This window comes from Microbacterium algeriense (assembly GCF_008868005.1).
Taxonomy (GTDB): domain Bacteria; phylum Actinomycetota; class Actinomycetes; order Actinomycetales; family Microbacteriaceae; genus Microbacterium; species Microbacterium algeriense.
Window position 1 is genome coordinate 630,397 of the sequence record NZ_WAAO01000002.1, and the last position, 23,800, is coordinate 654,196.

Below are 23,800 nucleotides of genomic sequence, written 5' to 3' on the forward strand. Positions count from 1 at the left end.
GGAGTTCGGGAGGCGCTTGCGGCGTGTCGACCTGTGATGCGCGGCGTGTCGAGCAGGATCTCCGAAGCTGTGCAGAGGAGAGTCGCGCGGCGACGGGGGTGGGGAGTGTTCGGCGGCCATCCTGCAGCGCTACCCGTAGGCTGGGGGGATGGCGGAGAAGTCCTGGTCCCTCGGTCGCGCACTGCGCGGCATGTTCGTCAAGCCCACGATCGACGAGACGACGTGGGAAGACCTGGAGACCGCCCTGCTCACGGCCGACTTCGGGCCCGACATCAGCGAGCGCATCGTGGACGAGCTCCGTGCGAAGGTCGACCGGTACCGCACGACCGACCCGAAGGACCTCCAGCGCATGCTGCGGGAGACCCTCGAGGAGCACTTCGCCAAGTTCGACACGACGCTGAAGCTCACCGAGCGTCCGGCGGTCGTGCTCGTGGTCGGCGTCAACGGCGTCGGGAAGACGACGACGATCGGGAAGTTCACGAAGTTCCTCCGCGGCTATCAGCGCAGCGTGGTCGTCGGAGCAGCCGACACCTTCCGTGCCGCAGCAGTCGATCAGCTCGCCACCTGGGCGCAGCGCGGGGGAGCGGCGATCGTGCGCCCGCAGCAGGAGGGGCAGGACCCCGCCTCCGTCGCCTTCCAGACCGTCGAGTACGCCAAGCGCGAGGGCATCGAGATCGCGATCATCGACACCGCGGGACGCCTGCACACCAAGGGCGGCCTGATGGATGAGCTCTCGAAGGTCCGGCGCGTCATCGAGAAGCAGGCGCCGATCAGCGAGGTGCTGCTGGTCCTCGACGCCACGACGGGGCAGAACGGGGTGATGCAGGCGGAGGCCTTCCTGGAGCACGCGGGCGTCACCGGGCTCGTCCTGACCAAGCTCGACGGCTCGGCCAAGGCGGGCTTCGTGCTGGCCGTCCAGGAACGGACGGGGATCCCCGTGAAGCTGCTCGGTCGGGGTGAGGGGATCGATGACCTGACCGGTTTCACCCCCCACGTGTTCGTCCAGTCGTTGGTCGGCTGAGACGGGACTACCGCCGTGAGCACGAGGCTGGTTTCATAGCGTTATGGCGATCGAACACGACTACTTCGGACTCCTGTCTTCGGGGCCCGACGGCTCGATCTTCTGGTCGGAGACGGTGGAGCTCGGAGACCAGAACGTGACGGTCGACCTCACCGCGCCCGACCAGGACGATGTGTCGGTGGACGCGCTCGACATCGCCGCCTCCCTCATCTCCGGGCTCGAGAGCGTCGACGCGACCGCGCGCCGCGGCATGCTCGCCGAGGTCGACGACCGCACCAGCGAAGTGACCGAGTACATCCTGCAGCAGCAGGAGATCTACGGCGACGATCTGCCGGACGTGCTGGTCGACGTCTCCGGCGATGCCGCGGTCGACATCATCCGGTCGCTGCGCCTCATGAGCATGACGATCCTCGCCGACGAGCACGGCGGCTCGGAGCCGTTCGCGGTGCTCGAGTACGCGCTCGACGACAGCTCGACGGACGACGTCCTGCTCGTCAACCTCGGCTCCGACGGCAGCGTGCAGTCCGTCATGAGCGCCGACTGACCGGCCGCCCCCGTCGGAACAGGGGCGGCAGGCCTCAGACGGCCTGCGCGAACCCGAGGTCCGCGCTGTCGGCGATGTGCGCCAGGTGCGCGGGGATCTCGCGGCCCTTGGACGCCATGGACTGCGCCCAGAGCCGACCCGCGCGGTACGAGGAGCGGACCAGCGGACCGGCGAGGACCCCGAGGAAGCCGATGCGCTCGGCCTCCTCCTTGAACTCGACGAACTCGGCGGGCTTCACCCAGCGCGAGACCGGATGATGCCGCGGCGTCGGCCGCAGGTACTGCGTGATGGTGATGATGTCGCACCCGGCGTCGTGGAGGTCCTGCAGCGCCTGGACGACCTCCTCCGGCTCCTCGCCCATCCCCAGGATGAGGTTCGACTTGGTGATGAGTCCGGCGTCGCGCGCCTGCGTCAGCACGTTCAGGGAGCGCTCGTAGCGGAAGGCAGGGCGGATGCGCTTGAAGATGCGCGGCACGGTCTCGACGTTGTGCGCGAACACCTCGGGGCGGGCGTCGAAGATCTGCCCCAGGAAGGCCGGATCGGCGTTGTGCTCGTTCGCGAGCAGCTCCACCCCGGTGTTCGGGTTGAGCTCGTGGATCTTCCGCACCGTCTCCGCGTTGAGCCAGGCTCCGGTGTCGGGGAGGTCGTCACGGGCGACGCTCGTCACGGTCGCGTAGCGCAGGTTCATGCGCAGGACGCTCTCGGCGACGCGGCGCGGCTCGTCGGTGTCGTAGTCGGCCGGCTTGCCCGTGTCGATCTGGCAGAAGTCGCACCGCCGCGTGCACTGCGAGCCGCCGATGAGGAAGGTCGCCTCTCGGTCCTCCCAGCATTCGTAGATGTTGGGGCAGCCGGCTTCCTGGCACACCGTGTGCAGGTCCTCGCTCTTGACGAGCGAATGCAGCGCCGTGTACTCCGGTCCCATCTTCGCCTTCGTCTTGATCCACTCCGGCTTGCGCTCGATGGGCGTCTCGGCGTTGCGGATCTCCAGGCGGAGCAGCTTGCGGCCCTCGGGTGCGGCGGTCATGCGGGAACTCCTGCGGTCTCTGCGGTGGCGTATTCGGTGAGGAAGGCGGTTCGCACCGCATCGACGATGTCGAGCGGCGTCGTGCTGATCCCGCTGACCTCGCTCACGGTCGTGACCCCGGCGTCCGTGATCCCGCAGGGGATGATGCCCCGGAACCCGGCGAGCGAGTTGTCGCAGTTGATCGCGAAACCGTGCATCGTCACCCCCTGTTGGACGCGCACGCCGATCGCGGCGACCTTGTCCTCGGAGAGCGGTCTACGCACCCAGACCCCGCTTCGACCCTCCACCTGATAGCCGTCCACGCCGAACGGGCGGAGCACGTCGATGAGGATCCGCTCCATCCGGCGCACGTGGGCGACCACGTCGATGGGCTCGTGCAGCCGCACGATGGGGTATCCGACGAGCTGTCCCGGCCCGTGCCAGGTGATCTTGCCTCCTCGGTCCACATCGATGACGGGGGTGCCGTCGCGAGGGCGCTCGTGCGGCTCGGTCCGTTTGCCGGCGGTGTAGACCGCTTCGTGCTCGAGCAGGATGAGCGTGTCGGGACGTGTGCCGGCGACGACGTCGGCGTGGACGCGTCGCTGGAGCTCCCACCCTTCGATGTAGGGGACGGCGTCGGCGGCGAATCCGGGAGTGAGGATGTCCATCATGTCCAGTCGGGGTCGGTGGTAGTTGGATCGCGTCTAACAATACGCCTTCGCAGAGCGGGGTGCGCCGACGCGCCGGACCGGTACCGTGGGGGGATGACCTCGACCGGCCGAGCAGGACGCCCCAGGGCCTCCTCCCGCGAGACGCTCGCCGAAGCAGCGTGCGAGCTCTTCCTCGAGCGCGGCTACGATGCGACGTCCGTCGCCGACATCACCCAGCGCGCCGGCGTGAGCAGATCGAGCTTCTTCAACTACTTCGCGTCCAAGAGCGATGTGCTCTGGTCGGGAGTGGACGAGCGGATCGAGGACGCGGTCCGCTCGCTCACCACGTTGGGCAGAGGGGCGTCGGGGGAGCAGGTGCGCGGCATCCTGCTCGGCATCGTGCGCGATTTCGCGCCGGATCCTCTCGCCCTGGCTCTGCGCAACGCCGCGGTGATGCGGCTGCAGGACGAACTGGTGCGCGACACGGGACTGCGGCTCGCGCGACTCGCGGCTGCCGTGGCGGAGGCCGCACGTCTGTCCGGTATCGACGTGCTCCGAGCCGACGTCCTCGGCGCGGCGTTCGCTGCGGCCGTGCTGTCGTCGCTGCGGGTCTGGGCGGAGCAGGGCGCAGGGCGCGGGACGCCAGAGGCGGTGCTTCAGGAGGCGTTGTCCTCGATCCACGAACTGCCCTGGACGCGATGAGCTCCGCACCGGGCTGAGCATGGAGGCTCCGCTCGCGTAGAATCGACAGCACCATGGCTACCTTTGGCACGCTCTCCGATCGGCTCACCGAGACCTTCCGCAACCTTCGCACGAAGGGAAAGCTCACCGCGGCCGACGTCGACGGCACCGTGCGCGAGATCCGACGCGCGCTGCTCGACGCCGACGTCGCCCTCGTCGTCGTGAAGGAGTTCACGGCGAAGGTGCGCGAGCGGGCGCTCGGGGACGAGGTGAACAAGGCCCTCAACCCGGCCCAGCAGGTCGTCCAGATCGTCAACGAGGAGCTCGTGCAGATCCTCGGCGGGGAGCAGCGCCGCCTGCAGTTCGCCAAGACCGCGCCGACCGTGATCATGCTGGCCGGCCTGCAGGGCTCGGGGAAGACGACCTTCGCGGGCAAGCTCGCGAAGCAGCTCGAGGGCGAGGGGCACACGCCCCTGCTCGTCGCCGCCGACCTCCAGCGTCCGAACGCCGTCAACCAGCTGCAGGTCGTCGCCGAGCAGGCGGGCGCCTCGGTGTACGCCCCCGAACCGGGCAACGGCGTCGGCGACCCGGTCAAGGTCTCCCGCGACGGCGTCGAGTACGCGCGCCGCCAGCAGCACGACGTCGTCATCATCGACACCGCCGGCCGCCTCGGCGTCGACGCCGAGCTGATGAAGCAGGCCGCAGACATCCGCAAGGCGGTCGACCCCGACGAAGTGCTGTTCGTCATCGACGCGATGATCGGACAGGACGCCGTGAACACGGCGAAGGCGTTCCAGGAGGGCGTCGACTTCACCGGAGTCGTGCTCTCCAAGCTCGACGGAGACGCCCGTGGTGGTGCGGCGCTGTCCGTGGCATCCGTGACCGGTCGCCCGATCATCTTCGCCTCGACGGGCGAGCGCCTCGAGGACCTCGAGCCGTTCCACCCCGACCGCATGGCGAGCCGCATCCTCGACCTCGGTGACATCCTGACCCTCATCGAGCAGGCCCAGCAGGCCTTCGATGAGGAAGAGGCGATGAAGGTCGCGGAGAAGCTCGCGAACGAGGCCTTCACCCTCGAGGACTTCCTCGAGCAGCTTCAGCAGATGAAGAAGATGGGCTCGATGAAGAAGATGCTGGGGATGCTCCCCGGCATGGGGCAGATGAAGCAGCAGCTCGAGGACTTCGACGAGCGCGAGATCGACCGCACCGAGGCCATCATCCGCTCGATGACCCCGGGCGAGCGCCGGAACCCGAAGGTTCTCAACGGCTCGCGCCGACTGCGCATCGCGCGCGGTTCCGGCATGACCGTCACCGATGTGAATCAGCTCGTGCAGCGGTTCGAGCAGGCGGCGAAGATGATGAAGACCGTCGCTCGCGGCGGGACGCCGAACATCCCGGGAATGGGACCCGTTCCGGGGATGGGACGCCCCGGTGCCTCGTCGAAGCGCGGCAAGAAGGGCAAGTCCTCCGGTCGTTCGCGTTCCGGGAACCCGGCCAAGCGCGCGGCCGAGAACGCCGGCATCGCGGCGTCCACCACGCCGACGGGGTCCGGTTTCGGGCTCGGCGGCGGCGCTGCGCAGCCCCCGAGCGAGGCGGACCTCGCCGAGATCCAGAAGCTCTTCGGCAAGAGCTGACCCGCTCGCGCCGGCGATCAGCGGGCGGGCACCGGAGCCGCCGACGGCTCGATCAGGGCGGCGGCTGAGTTCCGGCGCGGCCACGAGGCGAGCTGACCGCCGAGGAGCGCGACCAGGGTGAGGGCGATGCCCGCCGCCTGGAGGGCGGAGAAGCGCTCTCCGGCGACGAGCACCCCGAGCACCGTGGCGACGACGGGGGAGAGCAGCGCCAGCAGCCCGGGGGCGACCACCGGCAGCCGCTGGATCCCGCGGAACCAGAGCGTGTAGGCGACGAGGCCACCGGCGGTCGCGAGCCAGAGGTAGCCGAGGGCGGCCTCCGCGTCGATGACGGGCGGAAGCCCTTCCACGGCGAGAGTGAGCGGGAGCAGGAGCAGACCGCCTGCGCTGAGCTGCCATCCCGCGTAGGCCACGGGCCCGACGCCCGCCGGCCGCCCCCAGCGCTTGGTGAGGATCATGCCGATGCCGGTGGCGGTGACTCCACCGAGCGCAGCCAGCACGCCCCAGAGGTCGAGCGCGGCCGCGGGTCCGAGCACGACGAGAGCGACGCCGCCGGCGCCGACGACTGCGGCCGCGGCGGTGAGCGGGCGGATGCGCTCACCCAGCACCAGGGCACCGAGGACGAGCACGATGAGCGGCTGCGCTCCGGCGACCGCGGCGGCGACGCCACCGGGGAGACGCTCGGCGGCGAGGAACAGCAGCGGGAAGAACGCGCCGATGTTCAGGCCGCCGAGGACGAACGCTTTGGCCCACCAGGATCCGTGCGGCAGCCGCCGTGCGAAGAGGAGCGCGAGGAGCCCCGCCGGAAGGGACCGGAGCAGGCCTGCGAGCAGCGGGTGCCCGGCCGGAAGCAGCTCGCTCGTCACGAGGTAGGTCGTGCCCCACGCCATCGGGGCGAGCGCGGTGGTCAGGGTCAGGCCGATGCGGTTCATGCTCCCAGCGTGCGCTTCGGTTGCACATGAGTCCAACGCATGGTTGTCACGACATCGATGACGAGCAATCATAGCTACATGGATCTGCAGCAGCTCCGGTACGTGGTCGCGGTCGCCGACGCCGCCTCCTTCACGCGCGGCGCCGCTCGCTGCCATGTCACGCAGTCTGCGCTCAGTCATCGGGTCGGAGCCCTCGAACGGGAGCTCGGCGTACGGCTCTTCGCCCGCACGAGCCGCAGCGTCCGGCTGACCGAGGCCGGGGAAGCCTTCCTCCGGTCGGCGCGTGTGGCCGTGCGAGCGGCGGATCAGGCGCGCGAGGATGCCGCCGCCGCGGGTGGCGAGGTCGTGGGCACGCTGCGGCTGGGAGTCATCCCCACCGTCACGGTGCTCGACGTGCCGCGTCTGCTGCTGTCGTATCGGGCAGCGCATCCCGAGGCGAGGGTGGAGTTGCGCGAGGGCAACAGCGATGCGCTCGTGACAGCGGTCCGAGACGGTGACCTCGATGTGGCGCTGCTCGGACTCAGGGACGGGCTGGTGCCCCAGGGAGTCGCCTCGCGCCCGCTGAGCCGCGAGCGGCTGGTCGCCGTGCTGCCACCCGATCATGCGCTCGCCGGCACTCCCACCGTGGTTGTGCACGACCTCGCGGACGCCGTCTTCGCCGACTTCCCCGCAGGGACGTCCGGGCGTGCACAGAGCGATGCCGCTTTCGCTGCGGCGGGGGTGAGCCGTGACGTGGCCTTCGAGTCCGACACCGCGGCGGGGCTGCTCGGCTTGGTCGCCGCGGGGCTCGCCGTCACGCTCCTCGCGCCCGGTGTGGTCAGCGCCGCAGGACACGCCGTCGCCACCGCGGAGGTGCGTGACGGTCCCGTGCGCGTGGAGCACGTGGCCTGGGACGCTGTGGCACCCCGCAGCGCGGCGCGGGCATTCCTCCGGATCGTGGCGGCGGCCCGGCCCCGTCAGACCGCATCCGACGGTGGACGAGAGACGGGCCCGGGGGAGTTCCCCGAGCCCGTCTCGTGACCGCGTCAAATCACTTCACGTCGTCGTCGACCCAGTCCATCGACTTCGTGACGGCCTTGCGCCACAGCCGCAGCTGGCGGTCGCGCTCGGCGTCGTCCATGGACGGCTCCCAGCGCTTGTCCTCCTGCCAGTTCGCGGACAGGTCGTCGAGCCCGTTCCAGAACCCGACCGCGAGGCCTGCCGCATATGCCGCGCCGAGAGCGGTGGTCTCCGCGACGACCGGCCGCACGACCGGGACGCCGAGCACATCCGCCTGGAACTGCATCAGCGCGTCGTTGGCCACCATTCCGCCGTCGACCTTGAGCTCCGTGAGGTCCACACCCGCATCGGCGTTGACCGCATCCAGCACGTCGCGGGTCTGGAAGGCCACGGCTTCCAAGGCGGCGCGCGCGATGTGGTTCTTGTTCGCGTAGCGGGTGAGGCCGACGATCGCGCCGCGGGCGTCCGAACGCCAGTACGGCGCGAAGAGGCCGGAGAACGCCGGGACGATGTACACGCCGCCGTTGTCCTCGACCTGCTCTGCCAGCTTCTCGACCTCGGGTGCCGAGGAGATGATGCCGAGCTGATCGCGAAGCCACTGGATCAGCGATCCGGTGACGGCGATCGATCCCTCCAGCGCGTAGTGGGTCGGCTGGTCGCCCAGCTTGTATCCGACGGTCGTCAGCAGCCCGTTCTTCGAGTGGACGACCTCTTCGCCCGTGTTGAAGATGAGGAAGCAGCCGGTGCCGTAGGTGTTCTTGCTCTCGCCCTTCTGGAAGGCGGCCTGACCGAACGTCGCGGCCTGCTGGTCGCCGAGGATGCCGGCGATCGGGGTCTCGCGCAGCAGCGAAGAGCTCTCGGCCGTGCCGTACACCTCGGAGGAGGAGCGGATCTCCGGCATCATCGAGCGCGGCACACCGAACGCCTCGAGGATGTCGTCGCGCCACTCGAGCGTCTCGAGGTCCATGAACATCGTGCGCGAGGCGTTGGTCACGTCGGTGACGTGCACACCGCCGTCGACGCCGCCGGTGAGGTTCCACAGGACCCAGCTGTCGGTCGTGCCGAAGATGAGATCCCCGGCCTCGGCCTTCTCGCGGGCTCCGTCGACGTTCTCCAGGATCCAGGCGATCTTGGTGCCGGAGAAGTAGGTCGCCAGGGGAAGTCCGACGATGGGCTTGAACCGCTCCACGCCGCCGTCCGCTGCCAGACGATCGACGATCGCCTGCGTGCGCGTGTCCTGCCACACGATGGCGTTGTAGACCGGCTTGCCGGTCTTCCTGTCCCAGACGACGGCGGTCTCGCGCTGGTTCGTGATCCCGACGGCGGCGATGTCGTGCCGGGTGAGGTCGGCGCGTCCGAGGGCGAGGCCGATGACCTCCTGGACGTTGCGCCAGATCTCGGCCGCGTCGTGCTCCACCCAGCCGGCCTTGGGAAGGATCTGCTCGTGCTCCTTCTGTCCGGTCGCGACGATGCTGCCCTTCTTGTCGAAGATGATCGCGCGGCTCGACGTCGTTCCCTGGTCGATCGCGATGATGTAGTCAGCCACTTGTGCTCTCCTTTGAATTCAGTGCGGGTGGGTCGCGCGTCAGCCGGCGAGGCCGAGGAGCGCGGGTGCGGCGAGGGCGGCGATCACACCACCGATGAGCGGTCCGACGACCGGGACCCACGAGTACGACCAGTCGCTGGCGCCCTTGCCCTTGATGGGCAGGATGGCGTGCGCGATACGCGGACCGAGGTCACGGGCCGGGTTGATGGCGTAGCCGGTCGGGCCACCGAGCGAGGCGCCGATGGCGACGACGAGCAGGGCGACGGGAAGCGCCGTGAGCGGGCCGAGGCCTCCGGGGACGCCGACCTCGATGTCGCCGTAGTCGGCGAACGCGAAGATGACGAACACGAGCACGAAGGTGCCGATGATCTCGGTGACGAGGTTCCACCCGTAGGAGCGGATGGCGGGACCGGTCGAGAAGACGCCGAGCTTGTTGGCGGCCTCCGGCTCCTCATCGAAGTGCTGCTTGTACGCGAGCCACACCACGATCGCACCGAGGATCGCGCCGACGAGCTCTGCGGCCGTCGCGGTGAGGAACATCGCGAAGCTGATCTTGCCGGCGACGAGGAGGCCGATGCCGACGGCGGGGTTCAGGATCGCGCCCGAGTACGCCGAGACGAGCACACCGGCGAAGACCGCGAGGCCCCATCCCCAGTTGACCATCAGGAAGCCGCCGCCGAAGCCCTTGTTCTTCGCCAGGGCGACGTTCGCGACGACACCGCATCCGAGCAGCACCAGCATCGCTGTGCCGACGAGCTCGGAGAGGAAGTAAAGACCGAGATTGACGTCAGTCATGTCTTCATTGACCTTTCTTGTGTGTCAGGGCCCCTCTGCCCTGACACGTTCTGGGAGATACGCCGCGAGGAGGGCGGCGGTCGGAGGTCCGTCAGCCGCGGGCGCGGGACGGGATGTGGAGTCCGTGTCTTTCGTTCAGCAGCAGGCGGGTCTGCTCCAGCTCGGCGTCGTGACGAGCGCTGTCCCACCCGAGGAGCGGCGCGAGCGCGTCGGCGATCTCGTCGAGCACCTCTGCGTTCGCTCCGCCCGTGAACGCGATGCTCGTGCGGCGGAGGATGACGTCCTCCAGGCGCGCCACGAGCTCGTTGTGCACCATCCACTCGAGCTCTCGCGTCGAGAGGTCTCCACCGGCCAGGGGCGCGTCGTCACCCTGCTCGACGTACTCCCAGACCTGAGCGGCCCGTGTGCCGTAGCGCGTCAGAAGCTGGTCGGCACGCGCGCCAGCCCCGGGAAGGTTCTCCTGGATCCAGATGCGCTTCGCCTTCTCGGTGCGAGGGAAGTCGCGACCGCCGCCGATAGCGCGACCCGCCGTCGACACGGTCCGCGTCCGGTCGATCAGCCCGAGGACCACGTCGGAGAGGGAGGCGCCGAGCGCCCGGAACGTCGTCCACTTGCCGCCGACGAGGCTGACGAGGGGAACAGCACCCTCGCGGTCGACCTCGATCCGGTAGTCGCGGGAGACGAACCCGGGAGCGGTGTCCTCGTGCCGGGGGAGAGGGCGGATCCCGGAGAAGTTGTAGACGATCTGCTCACGCGAGACGGGGATCGTGGGGAACACGTGGTGGATCAGATCGAAGAAGTAGTCGATCTCCTCCTCCGTGCACACCGGGACCTCGCGAGGATCGGCGTCGATGTCGGTGGTGCCGACCAGGACGCGACCCTTGAGCGGGTAGATGAGCACGATGCGTCCGTCGGAGTGCTCGAAGAAGATCTCGCGGCCACGGGTGGCCTCCAGCAGCTCCGGGTGGTCGAGGACGATGTGGGATCCCTTGGTGCCTCCCATGAAGCGGCTGTCGAGGCCGAGCTCCTCGTTGGTGAGATCGGTCCACGGGCCGGAGGAGTTCACGATCACGTCGGCCGCCACCGCGAACTCCGTGCCGCTCTCGCGGTCGCGCAGCAGCACCTTGTCGCCGTCGCGGCCGATCGCCTCGACGTAGTTCAGGGCGACGGCGCCCGGGTGCGCGGAACGACCGTCCTGGAGCACGTCGAGGGCCAGGCGCTCGGGGTCGTGCATCGAGGCGTCGTAGTACGTCGCGGTGTACTTGATCTTCGGGTCGAGGGAGGGCAGCTCGGCGAGCGACTTCTTGCGCCCGAGGAAGCGGTGCCGAGGGACCGTGCCGCCGTCGCGGGAGAAGGTGTCGTAGATCGTGAGGCCGACCTTGATGAGGAACGCTCCGCGCTCCTGCGGCTTGCCGCTCTTGTGCGTCAGGAACCGCAGCGGAGCGGAGAGGATGCCGGAGAAGGTCGAGTAGATCGGGATCGTCGTCTGCAGCGGCTTGACGTAGTGCGGAGCGATCTTGAGCAGGCCGTTGCGCTCCTCGACGGACTCGCGCACGAGGCGGAACTCGCCGTTCTCGAGGTAGCGGATCCCGCCGTGGATCATGTGGCTCGACGCTGCGGATGCGCCGGATGCGAAGTCGCCCCGTTCGACGAGGAGCACATCCACACCCTGCAGTGCCAGGTCGCGGAACGTCGAGATGCCGTTGATCCCGCCGCCGATGACGAGGACGCTCGTGCGTCCGGATTCGCGGGCAGCGCGAACGTCCGCGCGCTCCGCGGACGAGTGTGTCGAATCGATCATCGTCGATCCTCTCTTCCTTGCTTGCACCCAGCATCGACCTCCGCGGGAGCCGCGCGCAAGCCCACTGCACATATGTGCAAGGATCGTGGATGAGGAGGACTCATGGTCGGTGGCGGCGCGCAATCACGCGACAGCAAGCTGGTCGCGGCGCTCACCGCCGCGCAGCTCTACTACATGCAGGACAAGACGATGGAGGTCATCGCGCAGGAGCTCGGCACGTCCCGGTCCTCGGTCTCCCGTCTGCTGAGCTTCGCCCGGGAGAGCGGACTCGTCGACATCCGGATCAACTCGCCGCTCGAGCGCCTGGGGATGCTCGAGCAGCAGATCAGGGATCGGCACCGGGTGGCCGCGCACGTGGTGCCGATGCCGGAGATCCTCAGCGAGGTGGAGCGGCTCGAGCGCGTGGCCCTCACCGCCGGGCGGCTGCTGTCGCAGTTCGTCGACTCGAACATGATCATCGGCGTGGCGTGGGGATCCACGATCAGCGCCGTGAGCCGCGGGCTGACCCAGAAGGAGACGCACAACACGACGTTCGTGCAGCTCAACGGCGCCGGCAACACGCAGACCACCGGCGTGGAGTACTCCAGCGACATCCTCCAGCGGTTCGGGAGCGCGTTCGGCGCGCAGGTGCAGCAGTTCCCCGTCCCCGCCTTCTTCGACGACCCGGCGACGCGTGAGGCGATGTGGCGGGAGCGGAGCACGCGGCGTGTGCTCGACCTGCAGGCCAAGATGGACGTCGCCGTGTTCAGCCTGGGCTCGCCCGCCGCCGAGGTGCCCAGCCGGGTCTACGTCGGCGGGTACCTCGGCCGCGACGACTACCGAAGTCTCCGCGAGGATCACGCGATCGGGGACGTCGCGACCGTCTTCTTCCGTGCGGACGGCTCATGGCGCGACATCCGCGTGAACGCCAGGGCGACGGGGCCCGGCCTCGATCGGCTGCGCCGCGTGCCGCGACGCGTGTGCGTCGTCTCTGGGGTTCCGAAGCTGGCGAGCCTGCGCGCGGCTCTGGCAGCCGGCCTCATCACCGATGTCGTCCTGGACGAGGGACTCGGGCGGCGCCTCGTCGAGGACTGAGCCCTCCTCGGTCGGCGGTCAGGGCTCTTCGGTCGAAGACTCCGGGCCCGTGCGGAACTCGCGGATGAGGTGGTGCACGACCGGCACCAGGTTGCCGTCGGATGCGTCCGCGACCGCCAGCTGCCGGGCGTAGCTCGCGCCGCCGTCCAGGATCGTGCCGATGCCGCCGAACTCCCGTCCGCAACCCAGCTCGACGGCCACCGGAGCCAGCTTCTCGAGCGTCTCGGTGAGGTGCTCGCGCACCGGGCGCTGCGTGCCGTCCCGGTCGACGATCACACGAGCGCCGAGTCCGTAACGCGCGGCCCGCCACTTGTTCTCGCGGTGGAACCAGGCGGGCAGCGTCGGCAGCGTGCGTCCTTCGTCGAGCTCGCGGGAGAAATGCTCGACGAGCACCTGCACCAGCGCGGCGACGGACGCGAGCTCCGGCAGGGTGGACAATCCGTCGCAGGCCCTGACCTCGATGGTGCCCCACCGCGGTGCGGGCCGGATGTCCCAGCGGACCTCGGTCGCGTCGGCCATCACGCCGGTGCGCACCATGTCGTCGAGGTAGGCCTCGTACTCGGACCAGTCCTGCAGCGGCCAGGGGAGACCGGCGGTCGGCAGCTGCTGGAAGACGAGCGCACGGTTCGAGGCGTACCCGGTGCGCTCGCCCGCCCAGAACGGACTGGATGCGGAGAGCGCCTGGAGGTGCGGCAGGAACGCCGAGAGCGCGTTGATGAGGGGAAACACCTTGCGCTGGTCCTCGACGCCGATGTGCACGTGGATGCCCCAGATCATCATGTTGCGCCCCCACCACTGGGTGCGCTCGATCAGGGTGTGGTAGCGCGACTTGTCCGTCACGTCCTGGTCGTACCACTGGGCGAACGGGTGGCTGCCGGCGGAGAGCAGCTCGATCCCGGCCGGATCCGTCGCCTCGCGGACCGCGGTGATGGCGTTCGCGATGTCGTCGACGGCGTGGGCGACCGAATCGCCGATCCCGCTCGTGACCTCGATCGTGTTCGTCAGCAGCTCGCCGGTGACCGTGTGGCGTTCGTCGGCGCTCTGCTCCTCGAGGGCGGACAGCAGTTCGGGGGCGCGCCCGACGAGGTCACCGCTCACGGGATCCGCGAGCATGATCTCCCATTCGAGGCCGACGGTGGACCGCGCCGATGAGGCGAACTCGAGCTTCACCCGCACAGTCTGGCATGCGCGGGGCGCGACACGGCAACCGCGGTTTCGCCGCGTTTCGCGCCTGGCGCGCGCATCTGGCAGAATAGAGGGTCGGACGACGTGCTCGACCCTCTATCCAGCACCAGTCCTCCTTTTGAGCTTCCGCCGGGTGTGCACCCCACTCCCCAGGCGACCGGTTCGTTTTCCCTTCCACACAATTCAGGAGAATCGTGGCTGTCAAGATTCGTCTCAAGCGCCTGGGCAAGATCCGCGCACCGTACTACCGCATCGTCGTCGCCGACTCCAAGACCAAGCGCGACGGTCGCGTGATCGAGGAGATCGGCAAGTACCACCCCACCGAGGAGCCCTCGTTCATCGAGGTCGACTCCGAGCGGGCGCAGTACTGGCTGTCCGTCGGCGCGCAGCCGACCGAGCAGGTCGCTGCCATCCTCAAGATCACGGGTGACTGGGGCAAGTTCAAGGGCGACAAGGACGCGAAGTCGACCCTCAAGGTCGCCGAGCCGAAGGCCCCCTTCGAGATCGACGCCTCCAAGAAGTCCGTCGTCAAGCCCAAGGCCGAGAAGGCCGAGCCGGCCGCAGCGCCGGCCGAGGCACCCGCCGCCGACGCGGAGCCCGCCGAGGCTCCCGCCGCCGACGCAGAGTAATCCGCTGTGCTCGCCGCCGCGCTCGAACACATCGTCAAGGGGATCGTCGATCACCCGGAGGATGTTCGCATCAACGAGTCGACATCGCCGCGAGGCGACCTCCTCGAGGTGCGTGTGCACCCCGACGACCGTGGACGCGTGATCGGGCGCGGCGGCCGCACCGCCAAGGCACTTCGCACCCTCGTCAGCGCTCTCGCTGACGGGCGTCGTGTGCGCGTCGACGTCGCGGACGACTGACGTGGTGCCGAAGGACCGCAACCAGGGCAAGAACCAGCTGCGCGTCGGGCGCCTCGTGAAGGCGCACGGACTCAAGGGCGGGCTGAAGCTCGAGCTGTACACCGACAATCCGGAGGGGCGCTTCGTCCCCGGAGCCGTCTTCACGTTGCAGGTGCCGGAGGCATCTCCGTGGCACGGCAAGGATCTGACCGTTCGCGAGTACCGCGTGATGAACGGCAATCCCGTCGTCTTCTTCCAGGACGTCGATGATCGTGATGCGGCGGAGAGCCTGGTCAGAGCGATCCTCTGGATCGACCAGGACGTCGACGAGGTCGAAGAGGACGCGTGGTTCGACCACCAGCTCGTGGGCCTCGACGTGGTCCGCGAGGACGAGGTCATCGGCCGCGTCGTGCGGGTGGAGCACTTCCCCGCGCAGGACCTCCTCATCGTCAAGGCCGGAGACCGCGAGGTCATGGTGCCGTTCGTCGCCGCCATCGTGCCGACCGTCGACGTGGCGGCAGGTCGCGTCATCGTGACACCGCCGCGCGGACTCTTCGAGGAGCTGCCGGAGTCCGCGGACACGGACGCGGATCCGGAGCCCGACGCGGGCCCCGCTGCGGCCGAGTGACCGCTGATACGGTTCCCCCGTGCGCATCGACGTCGTCTCCATCTTCCCGTCCTACTTCGACGGTCTGACCCTCTCGCTGCTCGGGAAGGCGCGCGAGTCGGGCCTTCTCGACCTCCGCGTGCGCGACCTCAGGGACTGGACCTCCGATCGCCATCGCACGGTCGACGACACGCCGTACGGCGGCGGTGCCGGCATGGTCATGAAGCCCGAACCGTGGGCGCTCGCGCTCGATGAGCTCGCCGGTCGCCCCGACTCCACAGACGCAGCACGGCCGACGATCATCTTCCCTTCTCCGGCCGGAGAGGTCTTCACGCAGAAGACCGCTCGCGATCTCGCGACCCGTGAGCACCTCGTCTTCGGGTGCGGACGATACGAGGGGATCGACGAGCGCGTCTTCGAGTACGCCGCCACCCTCGGCGAGGTGCGCCTGATCAGTCTCGGCGACTATGTCCTCAACGGGGGAGAGGTCGCCACCATGGCGATGATCGAGGCCATCGGCCGCCTGATCCCGGGTGTCGTCGGCAACCCGGAGAGCCTCGTCGAGGAGTCGCACGAGGACGGCCTGCTCGAGTACCCCTCGTACACGAAGCCGTCGTCGTGGCGGGAGCGCCCGGTGCCGGACGTGCTCCTCAGCGGCAATCACGCGGCGATCGCGGCCTGGCGTCGCGAGCAGCAGCTCGAACGCACGCGGGCGCGTCGCCCCGACCTGCTCCCCGACGAAGAGGCCTCGGCGGACTGATCCGCGCGGAGGAGCGATCCATCGGCTCAGAGCATTCGCTCCGATCGGCGATCGATCTCGAAGACCACGCCGTGCGGGTGCCGCAGGGCCAGCGCAGCCGGGGCATCCAGGCCCCGCAGCTCCGCGCGGAGCATGCGGCCGATCATCTCGTGCGTGACGAGCAGCGGCGTACCCGTGGCGGCCCAACCGCAGCTGCTGAGGGCCTTCCGGGCGCGCGCCCTGGCCTGTGCGTAGCTCTCGCCGCCCGGGAACGCCCAGCCGTAGCGGTTGGCGGCGCGCTCCGCCCGGGCGGTCGGGTGGACCTCGTCGATCTCATCCCAGGTCATCCCCGCCAGCTCGCCGTGATCCAGCTCCGCGAGCTCGGGGACCTCGACGACCTGGGCGCCGAGTCGTTCCGCGACGACCTGAGCGGTCCGGAGCGCACGACCGAGCGGGCTGGAGCACACGGTGACGATGCCGATTCCGGAGAGCCGTTCGGCGATCGCACGGGACTGGGCGAGCCCTTCGTCCGTGAGCGGGGAGTCGAGCCGCCCCTGCAGGCGATGTTCGAGATTCCAGACCGTCTGACCGTGCCGAGCGAGGAACAGCCGCTCCGGCACGTGACGATCCTGCGGAATCATGGACTCAGGATGGCACAGCCCCTCCGGTCTGTCTGCTCCTCTTCGCCCGAGGGGTGATGCCGCCGCTCAGTCGACGCCGAGGAACGAACGATCGGTCAGAATGATCGGGCCGTCCTCGGTGATCGCGATCGTGTGCTCGGAATGCGCGCCCCGCGAGCCGTCCGCGCTGCGCAGGGTCCAGCCGTCGGGGTCCGTGACGAGCTCGTCGGTCGTGGCGAGGAACCACGGCTCCAGGGCGAGCACGAGTCCCGCGCGCAGCGGGAAGCCGCGGCCGGCGCGCCCGTCGTTCGCGACGTGGGGGTCGCCGTGCATCGTGCGGCCGACGCCGTGGCCACCGAAGTCGGTGTTGATCGAGTAGCCCTCGCCGTGGGCGACCGCGGCGATCGCGGCGGAGATGTCGCCGATCCGGTTGCCGACGGTCGACGTCTGGATCGCCGCCGTCAGGGCCCGCTCGGTCGTGTCGATCAAGCGGAGGTCCTCGTCCCGCGGCGTGCCGACGACGAAGGAGACGGCGGAGTCAGCGACCCAGCCGTCGACCGAAACGGCGAAGTCCAGCGTGACCAGGTCGCCGTCGCGGAGGGCGTAGTCGTGGGGCAGCCCGTGCAGCACGGCGTCGTTCACCGACGTGCAGATCACCTTGCCGAACGGGCTGGCGCCGAAGGACGGGTGGTAGTCGATGTAGCAGGACTCCGCCCCTGCCTTGCGGATCATGTCGTGTGCGCGGCGATCGATCGAGAGGAGGTTCGTCCCGACCTTCGTCTCGTCGCGCAGCGTCGCCAGGGTCTCCGCGACGAACCGTCCGGCGGCGCGCATCTCTTCGATCTCGGCGGGGGTGCGCAGTTCGATCATCGGGTGTCCTCTCGTCCCTTCCATTCTCCCTGATCACCGGGCCCCGGTACGCCGCGCGCTCTCAGCGAACACCGTGTCGGTCGCGGCGCAGGCGTCGTACGATCGGAGCATGTGGTTGCGACAGGCGTTCTTCCGCTGGCTTCTCCCGGCGGCGTTCCTCCTGCCGCTGTGGCTCCTGATCGGGTGGGGCGTCTTCCAGGGCGGCTGGTCGATCCTGTGGGTGCTTCTCATCGCGATGCCCTCGGTCTTCCTCGGGCAGCTCCTGCTCACGGTCCTCACCCGTTCCCGCCCGTCTGTGCGCATCGAGCGCGCCGTGTCGTGGTGGGACGTGGGCGGCTTCACGCTCTGGCACGGTCTCACCATCGCGGTCGGCTTCTTCATCGACGGGGCGTTCCCCTGGCTGCTGACCGGGGCGATCGTCGTCGGCATCGGCCTGATCTGGCTGCAGCTCTGGCAGCTGTGGAACGAGGCGCGGGGGAGCGGGACCCGACTCCGTGAGACCATCACCTGGTCGACCATCCGCACCTCCGACGACCCGGTGCCGCCGACGCGCGCGCGGGAGGTCATCGTGGTCAGGGAGTCCGACGCCCGCGACTGACGTCACGGTTTTGGCGGGTCGCCGCTTCCATGGCAGAATGGTTCCTTGTGCCGTGACCGGCTCTGCCTCAGGGGAGCCCGCGGACGCATCAGCGCCGTACGGCACACCCCCTTTCTTGTTCCTTCCGAAATCATGCATCCGACCTGAGGCGAGTGCAGAGAGAGACGATCATGCAGATCCTCGATGCCGTCGACGCGGCTTCCCTCCGTTCCGACATCCCCGACTTCGGTCCCGGCGACACCGTCAAGGTGCACGTCAACATCACCGAGGGCAGCCGCTCTCGTATCCAGGTCTTCCAGGGCGTCGTCATCGGCCGTCAGGGCGACAGCGTCCGCGAGACCTTCACGGTCCGCAAGATCAGCTTCCAGGTGGGCGTCGAGCGCACCTTCCCGGTGCACTCCCCGGTGATCGACCACATCGAGGTCGTCACCCGCGGTGACGTGCGTCGCGCGAAGCTCTACTACCTCCGCCAGCTCCGTGGCAAGAAGGCGAAGATCAAGGAGAAGCGCGACCGCTGAGTCGCAGCTTCTCCACAGCACCCCGGGACACGATGTCCCGGGGTGCTGTGTTCTCTCCCCGGTGTGCGAACCTTGATACCGTCGCCCCAAGGCGATGCACGATCGTGAAGGAACCTGATGACCGACTCTCCGTCCGCGACCACCTCCAAGCGTCGTCGCGGGTTCCTGATCTTCCTCCGCGACGTCCTGGTGATCGTCGTGATCGCGGCGCTCGTGTCGTTCGTCGTCAAGAGCTTCGTGGTCCGGTCGTTCTACATCCCCTCGGCCTCCATGGAGCGCACGCTGCTCGTCAACGACCGCATCCTGGTCGATGAGCTCACTCCGCGGTGGACGCCGTACGAGCGCGGCGACGTCGTGGTGTTCAAGGACCCGGGCGGATGGCTGGACGGCCAGCCGCAGACGCCGGCTCAGCCGCCGCTGGTCGAGGCGGTGGACTGGGTGCTCAACTTCGTCGGCATCTCCGCGACGGACTCGCAGGACCACCTCGTCAAGCGGGTCATCGGTCTTCCCGGCGATCATGTCGTGTGCTGCAACGCGCTGGGACAGATCACCATCAACGGTGCGCCGATCGATGAACTCAGCTACCTCAACCTCCCGGAGGGCGATACGGCGGCCTCGAACGAGCCCTTCGATGTCGTCGTGCCCGAGGACTCGGTGTGGCTCCTTGGCGACAACCGCGACCGCTCGCGGGACTCCCGCGCGCACCAGGACCTGCCGAGCGGAGGCTTCGTCCCGATCGGCAACATCGTCGGCAAGGCGTTCCTCACCACCTGGCCGCTCGATCGCATGGGCCCGATCGACGGCCACCACCAGATCTTCAACGGCGTACCGGCGGCGGAATGACCGTGATCGCGCCGAAGCTGACTCTGGAGCGGCGGCTCCTGGGGGAGTGCGAGCTGATCGTCTCGCTCGACGAGGTGGGTCGTGGAGCACTCGCCGGTCCGGTCGCCGTCGGCGCTGCGGCCATGGACGCGTCGGGTGCTCGACGTCGTGTGCCCGAGGGCCTGCGCGACTCGAAGCTCGTGACCGAGCGCAGACGGCCGGAGGTGGCCGCCCGCGCCGCCGCGTGGGTGCAGGCGTCGGCGGTGGGCTGGGCGAGTGCCGAGGAGATCGACGAGGTCGGGATCATGCGCGCACTCGGCCTGGCGGCTTCTCGTGCCGTACAGGCCATCGCCGATCAGGGCGTCGCCCTCGACCAGGCGCTGGTCCTGCTGGACGGCAACCACGACTACGTGTCGAAGGTGCACCCCGCGCCGCTGCGGGTGCGCCCCGTCATCAAGGCCGACCGGGACTGCGCTTCGGTCTCAGCCGCGTCGGTGATAGCGAAGGTGGCGCGGGACGGCTACATGGCGCAGCTGCACGAGGAGCATCCCGTGTACCAGTGGAACCGCAACAAGGGCTACGCCAGTCCGGAGCACCGAGACGCGATCCGCAGCACGGGGCTCTCCCCGTTCCATCGCTCCTCCTGGGCGATCGCGGACGTCCCGACGCTGTTCTGAGCGCACCGGCCGGACCGACCGGTCGGCCGGCGATGCCGCTGCCGGCCGCACACGACTCTAGGATGGACACATCATGGATGAGGAAGCCTTCGACGACTACGACCGCGAGCTCGAGCTGGCCCTGTTCCGGGAGTACCGAGACGTGGTGTCGCAGTTCCAGTACGTCGTGGAGACCGAGCGCCGCTTCTACCTGGCGAACGAGGTCAACGTCGTGCGCCGGGACACCGAGCACGACTTCTATTTCGAGATCTCGATGAGCGACGTGTGGGTGTGGGACATCTACCGCGCCGACCGTTTCGTGAAGGCGGTCCGCGTGCTGACGTTCAAGGACGTCAACGTCGAGGAGCTGCAGCGCCGCGAGTTCGAACTGCCGCAGGAGCTCTCGCTCGACGGCGAGTGACGCCGGGTCGCGGATGAGCCCGCGCATCTGCTCCACACGCTCGTGAGATCGTGACTTCTCCCCAGCTTCCGTGTGCCTCCACGGTGAGAGCGCCCGGCGACGGGGGGAGCTCGCGATGCTGAGCACATGGCAGCGAAGGATGAGCTCGGCAGAGCAGGGGAAGAGCGCGCGACACAGCACCTGATGCGCAGCGGCTACACGGTGATCGCTCGCAATTGGAGGTGCGCGCAGGGCGAGATCGACATCGTCGCCGTCTGCGGTGACCGCCTGGCGGTGATCGAGGTGAAGACCCGTCGGTCCGCCGCGTACGGTCACCCGTTCGAAGCGGTCGATCACCGCAAGAGGCGACGTCTCTGGCGACTCGCCCACGCCTGGGTGCACGCGCACCCGGATCAAGCGCGGGGACGCGCGGTGCGCCTCGAGGCCATCGGCATCATCGGCGACGACCCCTTCACCGGAGTTCTCGAGCATCTGGTGGACCTCGCATGACGACCGCGCGGACCTGGGCCGTCGCGCTCACCGGTGTGGACGGGCATCTCGTCGAAGTGGAGGCGGACCTGTCGAACCAGACGCCGGAGTTCCGGATCATCGGCCTCCCCGACAAGTCGTTGGCGGAGGCGGTGCAAAGGGTGCACAACGCCTGCAAGAACGCGGGGCTGGAACTGCCGCGGCGGCGCCTCACCGTCAATCTGTCTCCCGCCAGCCTTCCCAAGCACGGGGCCGGCTTCGACCTCGGGGTCGCCATGGCCTCCCTCGCAGCCGGCGGCGCCGTCGATGCGCGATCGATCTCGTCCGTCGTCCACGTCGGCGAGCTCGGGCTCGACGGGCGCATCCGTCCGGTCCCCGGGGTGCTGCCGGCCGTGTTCGCCGCGTCACGGGCGGGATTCGACACCGTGATCGTGCCACGGGGGAACGAGGCCGAAGCGAAGCTGGTGCCCGGTATCGAGGTCAGAGCCGCCGCCTCCCTCGCCGAGGTGGCCGTGTGGCACGGCGCCGACGTCGAGGTGACAGAGGTGGTCCCCGCCGCGTCGGCCCCGTCGCCTCGGCGGGAGCGTCCGACGGACGACCTCGTGGATGTGGTCGGACAGGAGGAGGTCGTCGAAGCTCTGGTCGTCGCGGCTGCCGGCGGTCATCACATGCTGTTGAGCGGACCTCCGGGTGCGGGGAAGACGATGCTGGCCCGCCGGCTTCCGGGGATCATGCCTCCGCTCACCGAGGAAGAGGCGCTCGAAGTCGCGTCCGTGCGGTCCCTCAGCGGCGAGCAGGTCTCCGCACTCGATCCGGTGCCTCCGTTGGAGGCGCCGCATCACAGCACTTCGGTCGCGGCACTCGTCGGGGGAGGGTCCCGCGTGGCACGACCGGGAGCGATCGCGCGGGCACACCGCGGCGTCCTCTTCCTCGACGAGTCAAAAAATCAGTAATACAACTATGTAGGCCTGACAGCCCAATCCATGTCCTAGTACAATTGAATCAACGGAACACCGGTGGTCGACCGCACATCTGCTGAGCAGAGAGGTTCGAGCTTCTAGCTCCCTCTCGCAAGTCAGAGCCATCCAGCTCGACCCGTGGTCGCGCAACCCATCTCAACGATAGGAGTTGCCATGGACGTTCCGATCCGTGACATCTACGGAGCCGACCGAGGCTTCAACGTTGCGGCGGACATCGTTACGCAGACGGCTGACGGTGTTCCCCTCAACGACATCTACAACGAGTTCATCGACGCTCTCAACGAGTGGAACCTCGGGCGCTCGGCGCTGTCGGCCATGTTCACGTCGAACACGATCGATTCGTTCGCGCAGCTTCCGAAGGAGCCCGGCAAGGGCGAGGACTTCGAACCGCAGAGCGAGTTCGGCGTACCGCGTTCGAGCCGCCGCGACGTCGACTACTTCCGAATGGGTCTCCCGCTCGAGTGGTTCGATGCTGCATCGCGCTTCACTGCGGCGTTCCTGCGCGACGCTTCTCGCGAGCAGGTCGACCTCCAGTTCCAGGACAAGCTGGAGATGGACAATCGGCTGGTCTTTCGTAAGACCATGAGCGCGCTTACCGACAAGCGCGTCGCCGGTTCCCGCGACGTCAACGAGAACGGTGTGGACATCTTCGACCTGTGGGACGGGTCGACGGGCGAGGTTCCTCCGTCGTACGACGGCAAGACGTTCACCGACACCCATTCGCACTACCTTGTGTCAGGTGCTGCGACCGTCGACGGTGGGGACATCAAGGCGCTGACCGACACGATCCAGGAGCACGGCTACGGTCGTCGCGAGTCCGGCGAACAGGTCGTGATCTTCGCTCACCCCACAGAAGCTGACGCAATCGCGACCTTCCGGCGCGACCCAGCGAACCTGGCGGCCAACCCGTACGACTTCATCCCGTCCGTGAGTGCTCCGGCGTACCTCACCGATCTGACGATCGTTGGCGACAAGCCTCCGGCACAGTTCAACGGTCTGCCAATCGAGGGTTCCTACGGCGACGCCTGGATCAGCAAGAACTACCGCGTGCCGCAGGGCTACGTCATCGCTCTTGCGACTTCGGGTCCGAACTCGTCTCGTAACCCGCTCCTGTTCCGCGAGCACATCAGCGCGCAGCACCGCGGCCTTCGCCTCGTGAACCCGAACGACGGTTCGCGGTACCCCCTCGTGAACTCGTACTTCACGCGCGGATTCGGTGTCGGTGTCCGACACCGTGGCGCTGCTGCAGTGATGCAGATCAAGGCGTCGGGTTCCTACCAGAACCCGATCTGGCCGTAACGGGGCCACCGTCCTGCCGGGGCTTCTCTTCCTTCACCCGGCAGAACAAGACCAGGGCGCCGTGTCGCGTGGCTCCGGCACGGCGCCCTGTCACTCTCCGAGCCACCCTCATGAAAGGCCACGCTCATGACATTCCTCGAACCGATGCTTTCCGGTCGCGACATCGCGACTGCGCGCGCCGTCCTCGACTTCAAGAACACGACGCCGATGGGCGCTGGGTTTGATCCCGAACTCCGGAGGGACTTCGAGAGCGCGCTGCACAACGAGGTGGAGCCAATCTCTCAGCGCCTCCACGCGGCCGTCGGCGCCCATGTGAGCGCCGATCCTGGCGTCCGCGCCCTCTCGGAGCAGTTCGAAGCTGAACTCGTCTCTACGCCGCGCAGAGGGCGTCGGGGCTGACATGTCCAGAGTTCACTGCAACGCAACCACCCGAGCCGGTGCCCCATGTCGTCGCTGGGCAGTTCACGGCTCGAAGGTCTGCCAGGCGCACGGCGG

At 68.6% G+C, this 23,800-nt stretch carries 28 protein-coding genes; 19 read left to right on the forward strand and 9 right to left on the reverse strand.

Annotated elements, in window-relative coordinates; all coding sequences use genetic code 11:
- Positions 1-148 precede the first annotated feature (148 nt).
- Positions 149-1,021, forward strand: coding sequence for a signal recognition particle-docking protein FtsY (ftsY, locus tag F6A08_RS10605; protein WP_017204504.1), 873 nt, complete (start codon positions 149-151; stop codon positions 1,019-1,021).
- A gap of 43 nt (positions 1,022-1,064) precedes the next feature.
- Entirely contained in the window at positions 1,065-1,565 is a 501-nt protein-coding gene (locus F6A08_RS10610) for a DUF2004 domain-containing protein (RefSeq protein ID WP_124895457.1), read from the forward strand.
- A 34-nt stretch (positions 1,566-1,599) separates the two neighbouring features.
- Here the strand turns inward: F6A08_RS10610 and lipA are convergent, their stop codons facing one another.
- Together lipA and lipB are read right to left on the reverse strand one after the other, a co-directional pair.
- On the reverse strand, positions 1,600-2,589 hold the full coding sequence (gene lipA / locus F6A08_RS10615) for a lipoyl synthase (RefSeq protein WP_017204506.1): 990 nt from the start codon (positions 2,587-2,589) through the stop codon (positions 1,600-1,602).
- On the reverse strand, positions 2,586-3,239 hold the full coding sequence (lipB, locus tag F6A08_RS10620) for a lipoyl(octanoyl) transferase LipB (RefSeq protein WP_026049999.1): 654 nt from the start codon (positions 3,237-3,239) through the stop codon (positions 2,586-2,588). The genes lipA and lipB overlap by 4 nt, the downstream gene beginning before the upstream one ends.
- Positions 3,240-3,332: 93 nt before the next feature.
- Between lipB and F6A08_RS10625 the strand changes: the two genes are divergently transcribed.
- On the forward strand, positions 3,333-3,920 hold the full coding sequence (locus F6A08_RS10625; protein ID WP_151459422.1) for a TetR/AcrR family transcriptional regulator: 588 nt from the start codon (positions 3,333-3,335) through the stop codon (positions 3,918-3,920).
- Between the two features lie 53 nt (positions 3,921-3,973).
- Positions 3,974-5,533 (forward strand): signal recognition particle protein, encoded by a 1,560-nt coding sequence (ffh, locus tag F6A08_RS10630; RefSeq protein ID WP_017204509.1) that lies wholly within the window; start codon positions 3,974-3,976, stop codon positions 5,531-5,533.
- Between the two features lie 17 nt (positions 5,534-5,550).
- Here the strand turns inward: ffh and F6A08_RS10635 are convergent, their stop codons facing one another.
- On the reverse strand, positions 5,551-6,462 hold the full coding sequence (locus tag F6A08_RS10635; RefSeq protein ID WP_151459423.1) for an EamA family transporter: 912 nt from the start codon (positions 6,460-6,462) through the stop codon (positions 5,551-5,553).
- 78 nt (positions 6,463-6,540) lie between these two features.
- Between F6A08_RS10635 and F6A08_RS10640 the strand changes: the two genes are divergently transcribed.
- Positions 6,541-7,482: a LysR family transcriptional regulator gene (locus tag F6A08_RS10640; protein WP_124895462.1), complete on the forward strand. Its 942-nt coding sequence runs from the start codon at positions 6,541-6,543 to the stop codon at positions 7,480-7,482.
- Between the two features lie 10 nt (positions 7,483-7,492).
- Here F6A08_RS10640 and glpK read toward each other — a convergent pair whose 3' ends face one another.
- From glpK to F6A08_RS10655, 3 genes are all read right to left on the reverse strand, one after another.
- Complete coding sequence (glpK, locus tag F6A08_RS10645; protein ID WP_017204512.1) at positions 7,493-9,007, reverse strand: glycerol kinase GlpK; 1,515 nt, start codon at positions 9,005-9,007, stop codon at positions 7,493-7,495.
- A 39-nt stretch (positions 9,008-9,046) separates the two neighbouring features.
- Positions 9,047-9,802 (reverse strand): MIP/aquaporin family protein, encoded by a 756-nt coding sequence (locus tag F6A08_RS10650; protein WP_017204513.1) that lies wholly within the window; start codon positions 9,800-9,802, stop codon positions 9,047-9,049.
- Positions 9,803-9,893: 91 nt separating this feature from the next.
- Entirely contained in the window at positions 9,894-11,603 is a 1,710-nt protein-coding gene (locus F6A08_RS10655) for a glycerol-3-phosphate dehydrogenase/oxidase (RefSeq protein ID WP_151459424.1), read from the reverse strand.
- Positions 11,604-11,705: 102 nt separating this feature from the next.
- Between F6A08_RS10655 and F6A08_RS10660 the strand changes: the two genes are divergently transcribed.
- Positions 11,706-12,677 carry a sugar-binding transcriptional regulator gene (locus F6A08_RS10660; RefSeq protein WP_017204515.1) on the forward strand — a complete coding sequence of 324 codons (972 nt, stop codon included), beginning with the start codon at positions 11,706-11,708 and terminating at the stop codon, positions 12,675-12,677.
- Positions 12,678-12,695: 18 nt separating this feature from the next.
- On the opposite strand, the gene F6A08_RS10665 is transcribed toward F6A08_RS10660, so the two are convergent.
- The gene (locus F6A08_RS10665; RefSeq protein ID WP_017204516.1) at positions 12,696-13,847 is read right to left on the reverse strand and encodes a glutamate--cysteine ligase; all 1,152 of its coding nucleotides are present in this window, start codon (positions 13,845-13,847) and stop codon (positions 12,696-12,698) included.
- Positions 13,848-14,056: 209 nt separating this feature from the next.
- On the opposite strand from F6A08_RS10665, the gene rpsP reads away from it, so the two are divergent.
- The 4 genes from rpsP to trmD are packed head-to-tail and all read left to right on the forward strand — an operon-like array spanning position 14,057 to position 16,074.
- Entirely contained in the window at positions 14,057-14,491 is a 435-nt protein-coding gene (rpsP, locus tag F6A08_RS10670) for a 30S ribosomal protein S16 (RefSeq protein WP_124895465.1), read from the forward strand.
- 6 nt (positions 14,492-14,497) lie between these two features.
- Positions 14,498-14,728 carry an RNA-binding protein gene (locus tag F6A08_RS10675; protein WP_017830729.1) on the forward strand — a complete coding sequence of 77 codons (231 nt, stop codon included), beginning with the start codon at positions 14,498-14,500 and terminating at the stop codon, positions 14,726-14,728.
- A 1-nt stretch (position 14,729) separates the two neighbouring features.
- Complete coding sequence (rimM, locus tag F6A08_RS10680) at positions 14,730-15,335, forward strand: ribosome maturation factor RimM (RefSeq protein ID WP_151459425.1); 606 nt, start codon at positions 14,730-14,732, stop codon at positions 15,333-15,335.
- A gap of 19 nt (positions 15,336-15,354) precedes the next feature.
- Positions 15,355-16,074, forward strand: coding sequence for a tRNA (guanosine(37)-N1)-methyltransferase TrmD (gene trmD / locus F6A08_RS10685; RefSeq protein WP_124895467.1), 720 nt, complete (start codon positions 15,355-15,357; stop codon positions 16,072-16,074).
- 26 nt (positions 16,075-16,100) lie between these two features.
- Here the strand turns inward: trmD and F6A08_RS10690 are convergent, their stop codons facing one another.
- Both F6A08_RS10690 and map read right to left on the reverse strand, forming a co-directional pair.
- Entirely contained in the window at positions 16,101-16,694 is a 594-nt protein-coding gene (locus tag F6A08_RS10690) for a histidine phosphatase family protein (protein ID WP_225855809.1), read from the reverse strand.
- Between the two features lie 66 nt (positions 16,695-16,760).
- Complete coding sequence (map, locus tag F6A08_RS10695) at positions 16,761-17,543, reverse strand: type I methionyl aminopeptidase (protein WP_124895468.1); 783 nt, start codon at positions 17,541-17,543, stop codon at positions 16,761-16,763.
- A 109-nt stretch (positions 17,544-17,652) separates the two neighbouring features.
- Between map and F6A08_RS10700 the strand changes: the two genes are divergently transcribed.
- From F6A08_RS10700 to F6A08_RS10740, 9 genes are all read left to right on the forward strand, one after another.
- Positions 17,653-18,141, forward strand: coding sequence for a hypothetical protein (locus tag F6A08_RS10700; protein WP_026050000.1), 489 nt, complete (start codon positions 17,653-17,655; stop codon positions 18,139-18,141).
- A 170-nt stretch (positions 18,142-18,311) separates the two neighbouring features.
- Positions 18,312-18,659, forward strand: coding sequence for a 50S ribosomal protein L19 (gene rplS / locus F6A08_RS10705; protein ID WP_026050001.1), 348 nt, complete (start codon positions 18,312-18,314; stop codon positions 18,657-18,659).
- 117 nt (positions 18,660-18,776) lie between these two features.
- Positions 18,777-19,502, forward strand: coding sequence for a signal peptidase I (lepB, locus tag F6A08_RS10710; protein WP_124895470.1), 726 nt, complete (start codon positions 18,777-18,779; stop codon positions 19,500-19,502).
- On the forward strand, positions 19,499-20,158 hold the full coding sequence (locus F6A08_RS10715) for a ribonuclease HII (RefSeq protein ID WP_124895471.1): 660 nt from the start codon (positions 19,499-19,501) through the stop codon (positions 20,156-20,158). Before lepB ends, F6A08_RS10715 begins: the two co-directional genes overlap by 4 nt.
- A gap of 73 nt (positions 20,159-20,231) precedes the next feature.
- Positions 20,232-20,558 carry a DUF2469 family protein gene (locus F6A08_RS10720; protein ID WP_017204525.1) on the forward strand — a complete coding sequence of 109 codons (327 nt, stop codon included), beginning with the start codon at positions 20,232-20,234 and terminating at the stop codon, positions 20,556-20,558.
- A gap of 126 nt (positions 20,559-20,684) precedes the next feature.
- Positions 20,685-21,047 (forward strand): YraN family protein, encoded by a 363-nt coding sequence (locus F6A08_RS10725; RefSeq protein ID WP_151459426.1) that lies wholly within the window; start codon positions 20,685-20,687, stop codon positions 21,045-21,047.
- The gene (locus F6A08_RS10730; RefSeq protein WP_420846037.1) at positions 21,044-21,979 is read left to right on the forward strand and encodes an ATP-binding protein; all 936 of its coding nucleotides are present in this window, start codon (positions 21,044-21,046) and stop codon (positions 21,977-21,979) included. The genes F6A08_RS10725 and F6A08_RS10730 overlap by 4 nt, the downstream gene beginning before the upstream one ends.
- A 180-nt stretch (positions 21,980-22,159) precedes the next feature.
- Positions 22,160-23,305: a hypothetical protein gene (locus F6A08_RS10735; protein ID WP_151459427.1), complete on the forward strand. Its 1,146-nt coding sequence runs from the start codon at positions 22,160-22,162 to the stop codon at positions 23,303-23,305.
- 126 nt (positions 23,306-23,431) lie between these two features.
- Positions 23,432-23,704 carry a hypothetical protein gene (locus tag F6A08_RS10740; RefSeq protein ID WP_151459428.1) on the forward strand — a complete coding sequence of 91 codons (273 nt, stop codon included), beginning with the start codon at positions 23,432-23,434 and terminating at the stop codon, positions 23,702-23,704.
- Positions 23,705-23,800: the final 96 nt, after the last annotated feature.

Coding starts and splice junctions, on each gene's coding strand:
- ftsY (WP_017204504.1), top strand. CDS start 149: ATGGCGGAGAAGTCCTGGTCCCTCGGTCGCGCACTGCGCGGCATGTTC.
- F6A08_RS10610 (WP_124895457.1), top strand. CDS start 1,065: ATGGCGATCGAACACGACTACTTCGGACTCCTGTCTTCGGGGCCCGAC.
- lipA (WP_017204506.1), bottom strand. CDS start 2,589: ATGACCGCCGCACCCGAGGGCCGCAAGCTGCTCCGCCTGGAGATCCGC.
- lipB (WP_026049999.1), bottom strand. CDS start 3,239: ATGATGGACATCCTCACTCCCGGATTCGCCGCCGACGCCGTCCCCTAC.
- F6A08_RS10625 (WP_151459422.1), top strand. CDS start 3,333: ATGACCTCGACCGGCCGAGCAGGACGCCCCAGGGCCTCCTCCCGCGAG.
- ffh (WP_017204509.1), top strand. CDS start 3,974: ATGGCTACCTTTGGCACGCTCTCCGATCGGCTCACCGAGACCTTCCGC.
- F6A08_RS10635 (WP_151459423.1), bottom strand. CDS start 6,462: ATGAACCGCATCGGCCTGACCCTGACCACCGCGCTCGCCCCGATGGCG.
- F6A08_RS10640 (WP_124895462.1), top strand. CDS start 6,541: ATGGATCTGCAGCAGCTCCGGTACGTGGTCGCGGTCGCCGACGCCGCC.
- F6A08_RS10650 (WP_017204513.1), bottom strand. CDS start 9,802: ATGACTGACGTCAATCTCGGTCTTTACTTCCTCTCCGAGCTCGTCGGC.
- F6A08_RS10655 (WP_151459424.1), bottom strand. CDS start 11,603: ATGATCGATTCGACACACTCGTCCGCGGAGCGCGCGGACGTTCGCGCT.
- F6A08_RS10660 (WP_017204515.1), top strand. CDS start 11,706: ATGGTCGGTGGCGGCGCGCAATCACGCGACAGCAAGCTGGTCGCGGCG.
- F6A08_RS10690 (WP_225855809.1), bottom strand. CDS start 16,694: ATGATTCCGCAGGATCGTCACGTGCCGGAGCGGCTGTTCCTCGCTCGG.
- map (WP_124895468.1), bottom strand. CDS start 17,543: ATGATCGAACTGCGCACCCCCGCCGAGATCGAAGAGATGCGCGCCGCC.
- F6A08_RS10700 (WP_026050000.1), top strand. CDS start 17,653: ATGTGGTTGCGACAGGCGTTCTTCCGCTGGCTTCTCCCGGCGGCGTTC.
- rplS (WP_026050001.1), top strand. CDS start 18,312: ATGCAGATCCTCGATGCCGTCGACGCGGCTTCCCTCCGTTCCGACATC.
- lepB (WP_124895470.1), top strand. CDS start 18,777: ATGACCGACTCTCCGTCCGCGACCACCTCCAAGCGTCGTCGCGGGTTC.
- F6A08_RS10715 (WP_124895471.1), top strand. CDS start 19,499: ATGACCGTGATCGCGCCGAAGCTGACTCTGGAGCGGCGGCTCCTGGGG.
- F6A08_RS10720 (WP_017204525.1), top strand. CDS start 20,232: ATGGATGAGGAAGCCTTCGACGACTACGACCGCGAGCTCGAGCTGGCC.
- F6A08_RS10725 (WP_151459426.1), top strand. CDS start 20,685: ATGGCAGCGAAGGATGAGCTCGGCAGAGCAGGGGAAGAGCGCGCGACA.
- F6A08_RS10730 (WP_420846037.1), top strand. CDS start 21,044: ATGACGACCGCGCGGACCTGGGCCGTCGCGCTCACCGGTGTGGACGGG.
- F6A08_RS10735 (WP_151459427.1), top strand. CDS start 22,160: ATGGACGTTCCGATCCGTGACATCTACGGAGCCGACCGAGGCTTCAAC.
- F6A08_RS10740 (WP_151459428.1), top strand. CDS start 23,432: ATGACATTCCTCGAACCGATGCTTTCCGGTCGCGACATCGCGACTGCG.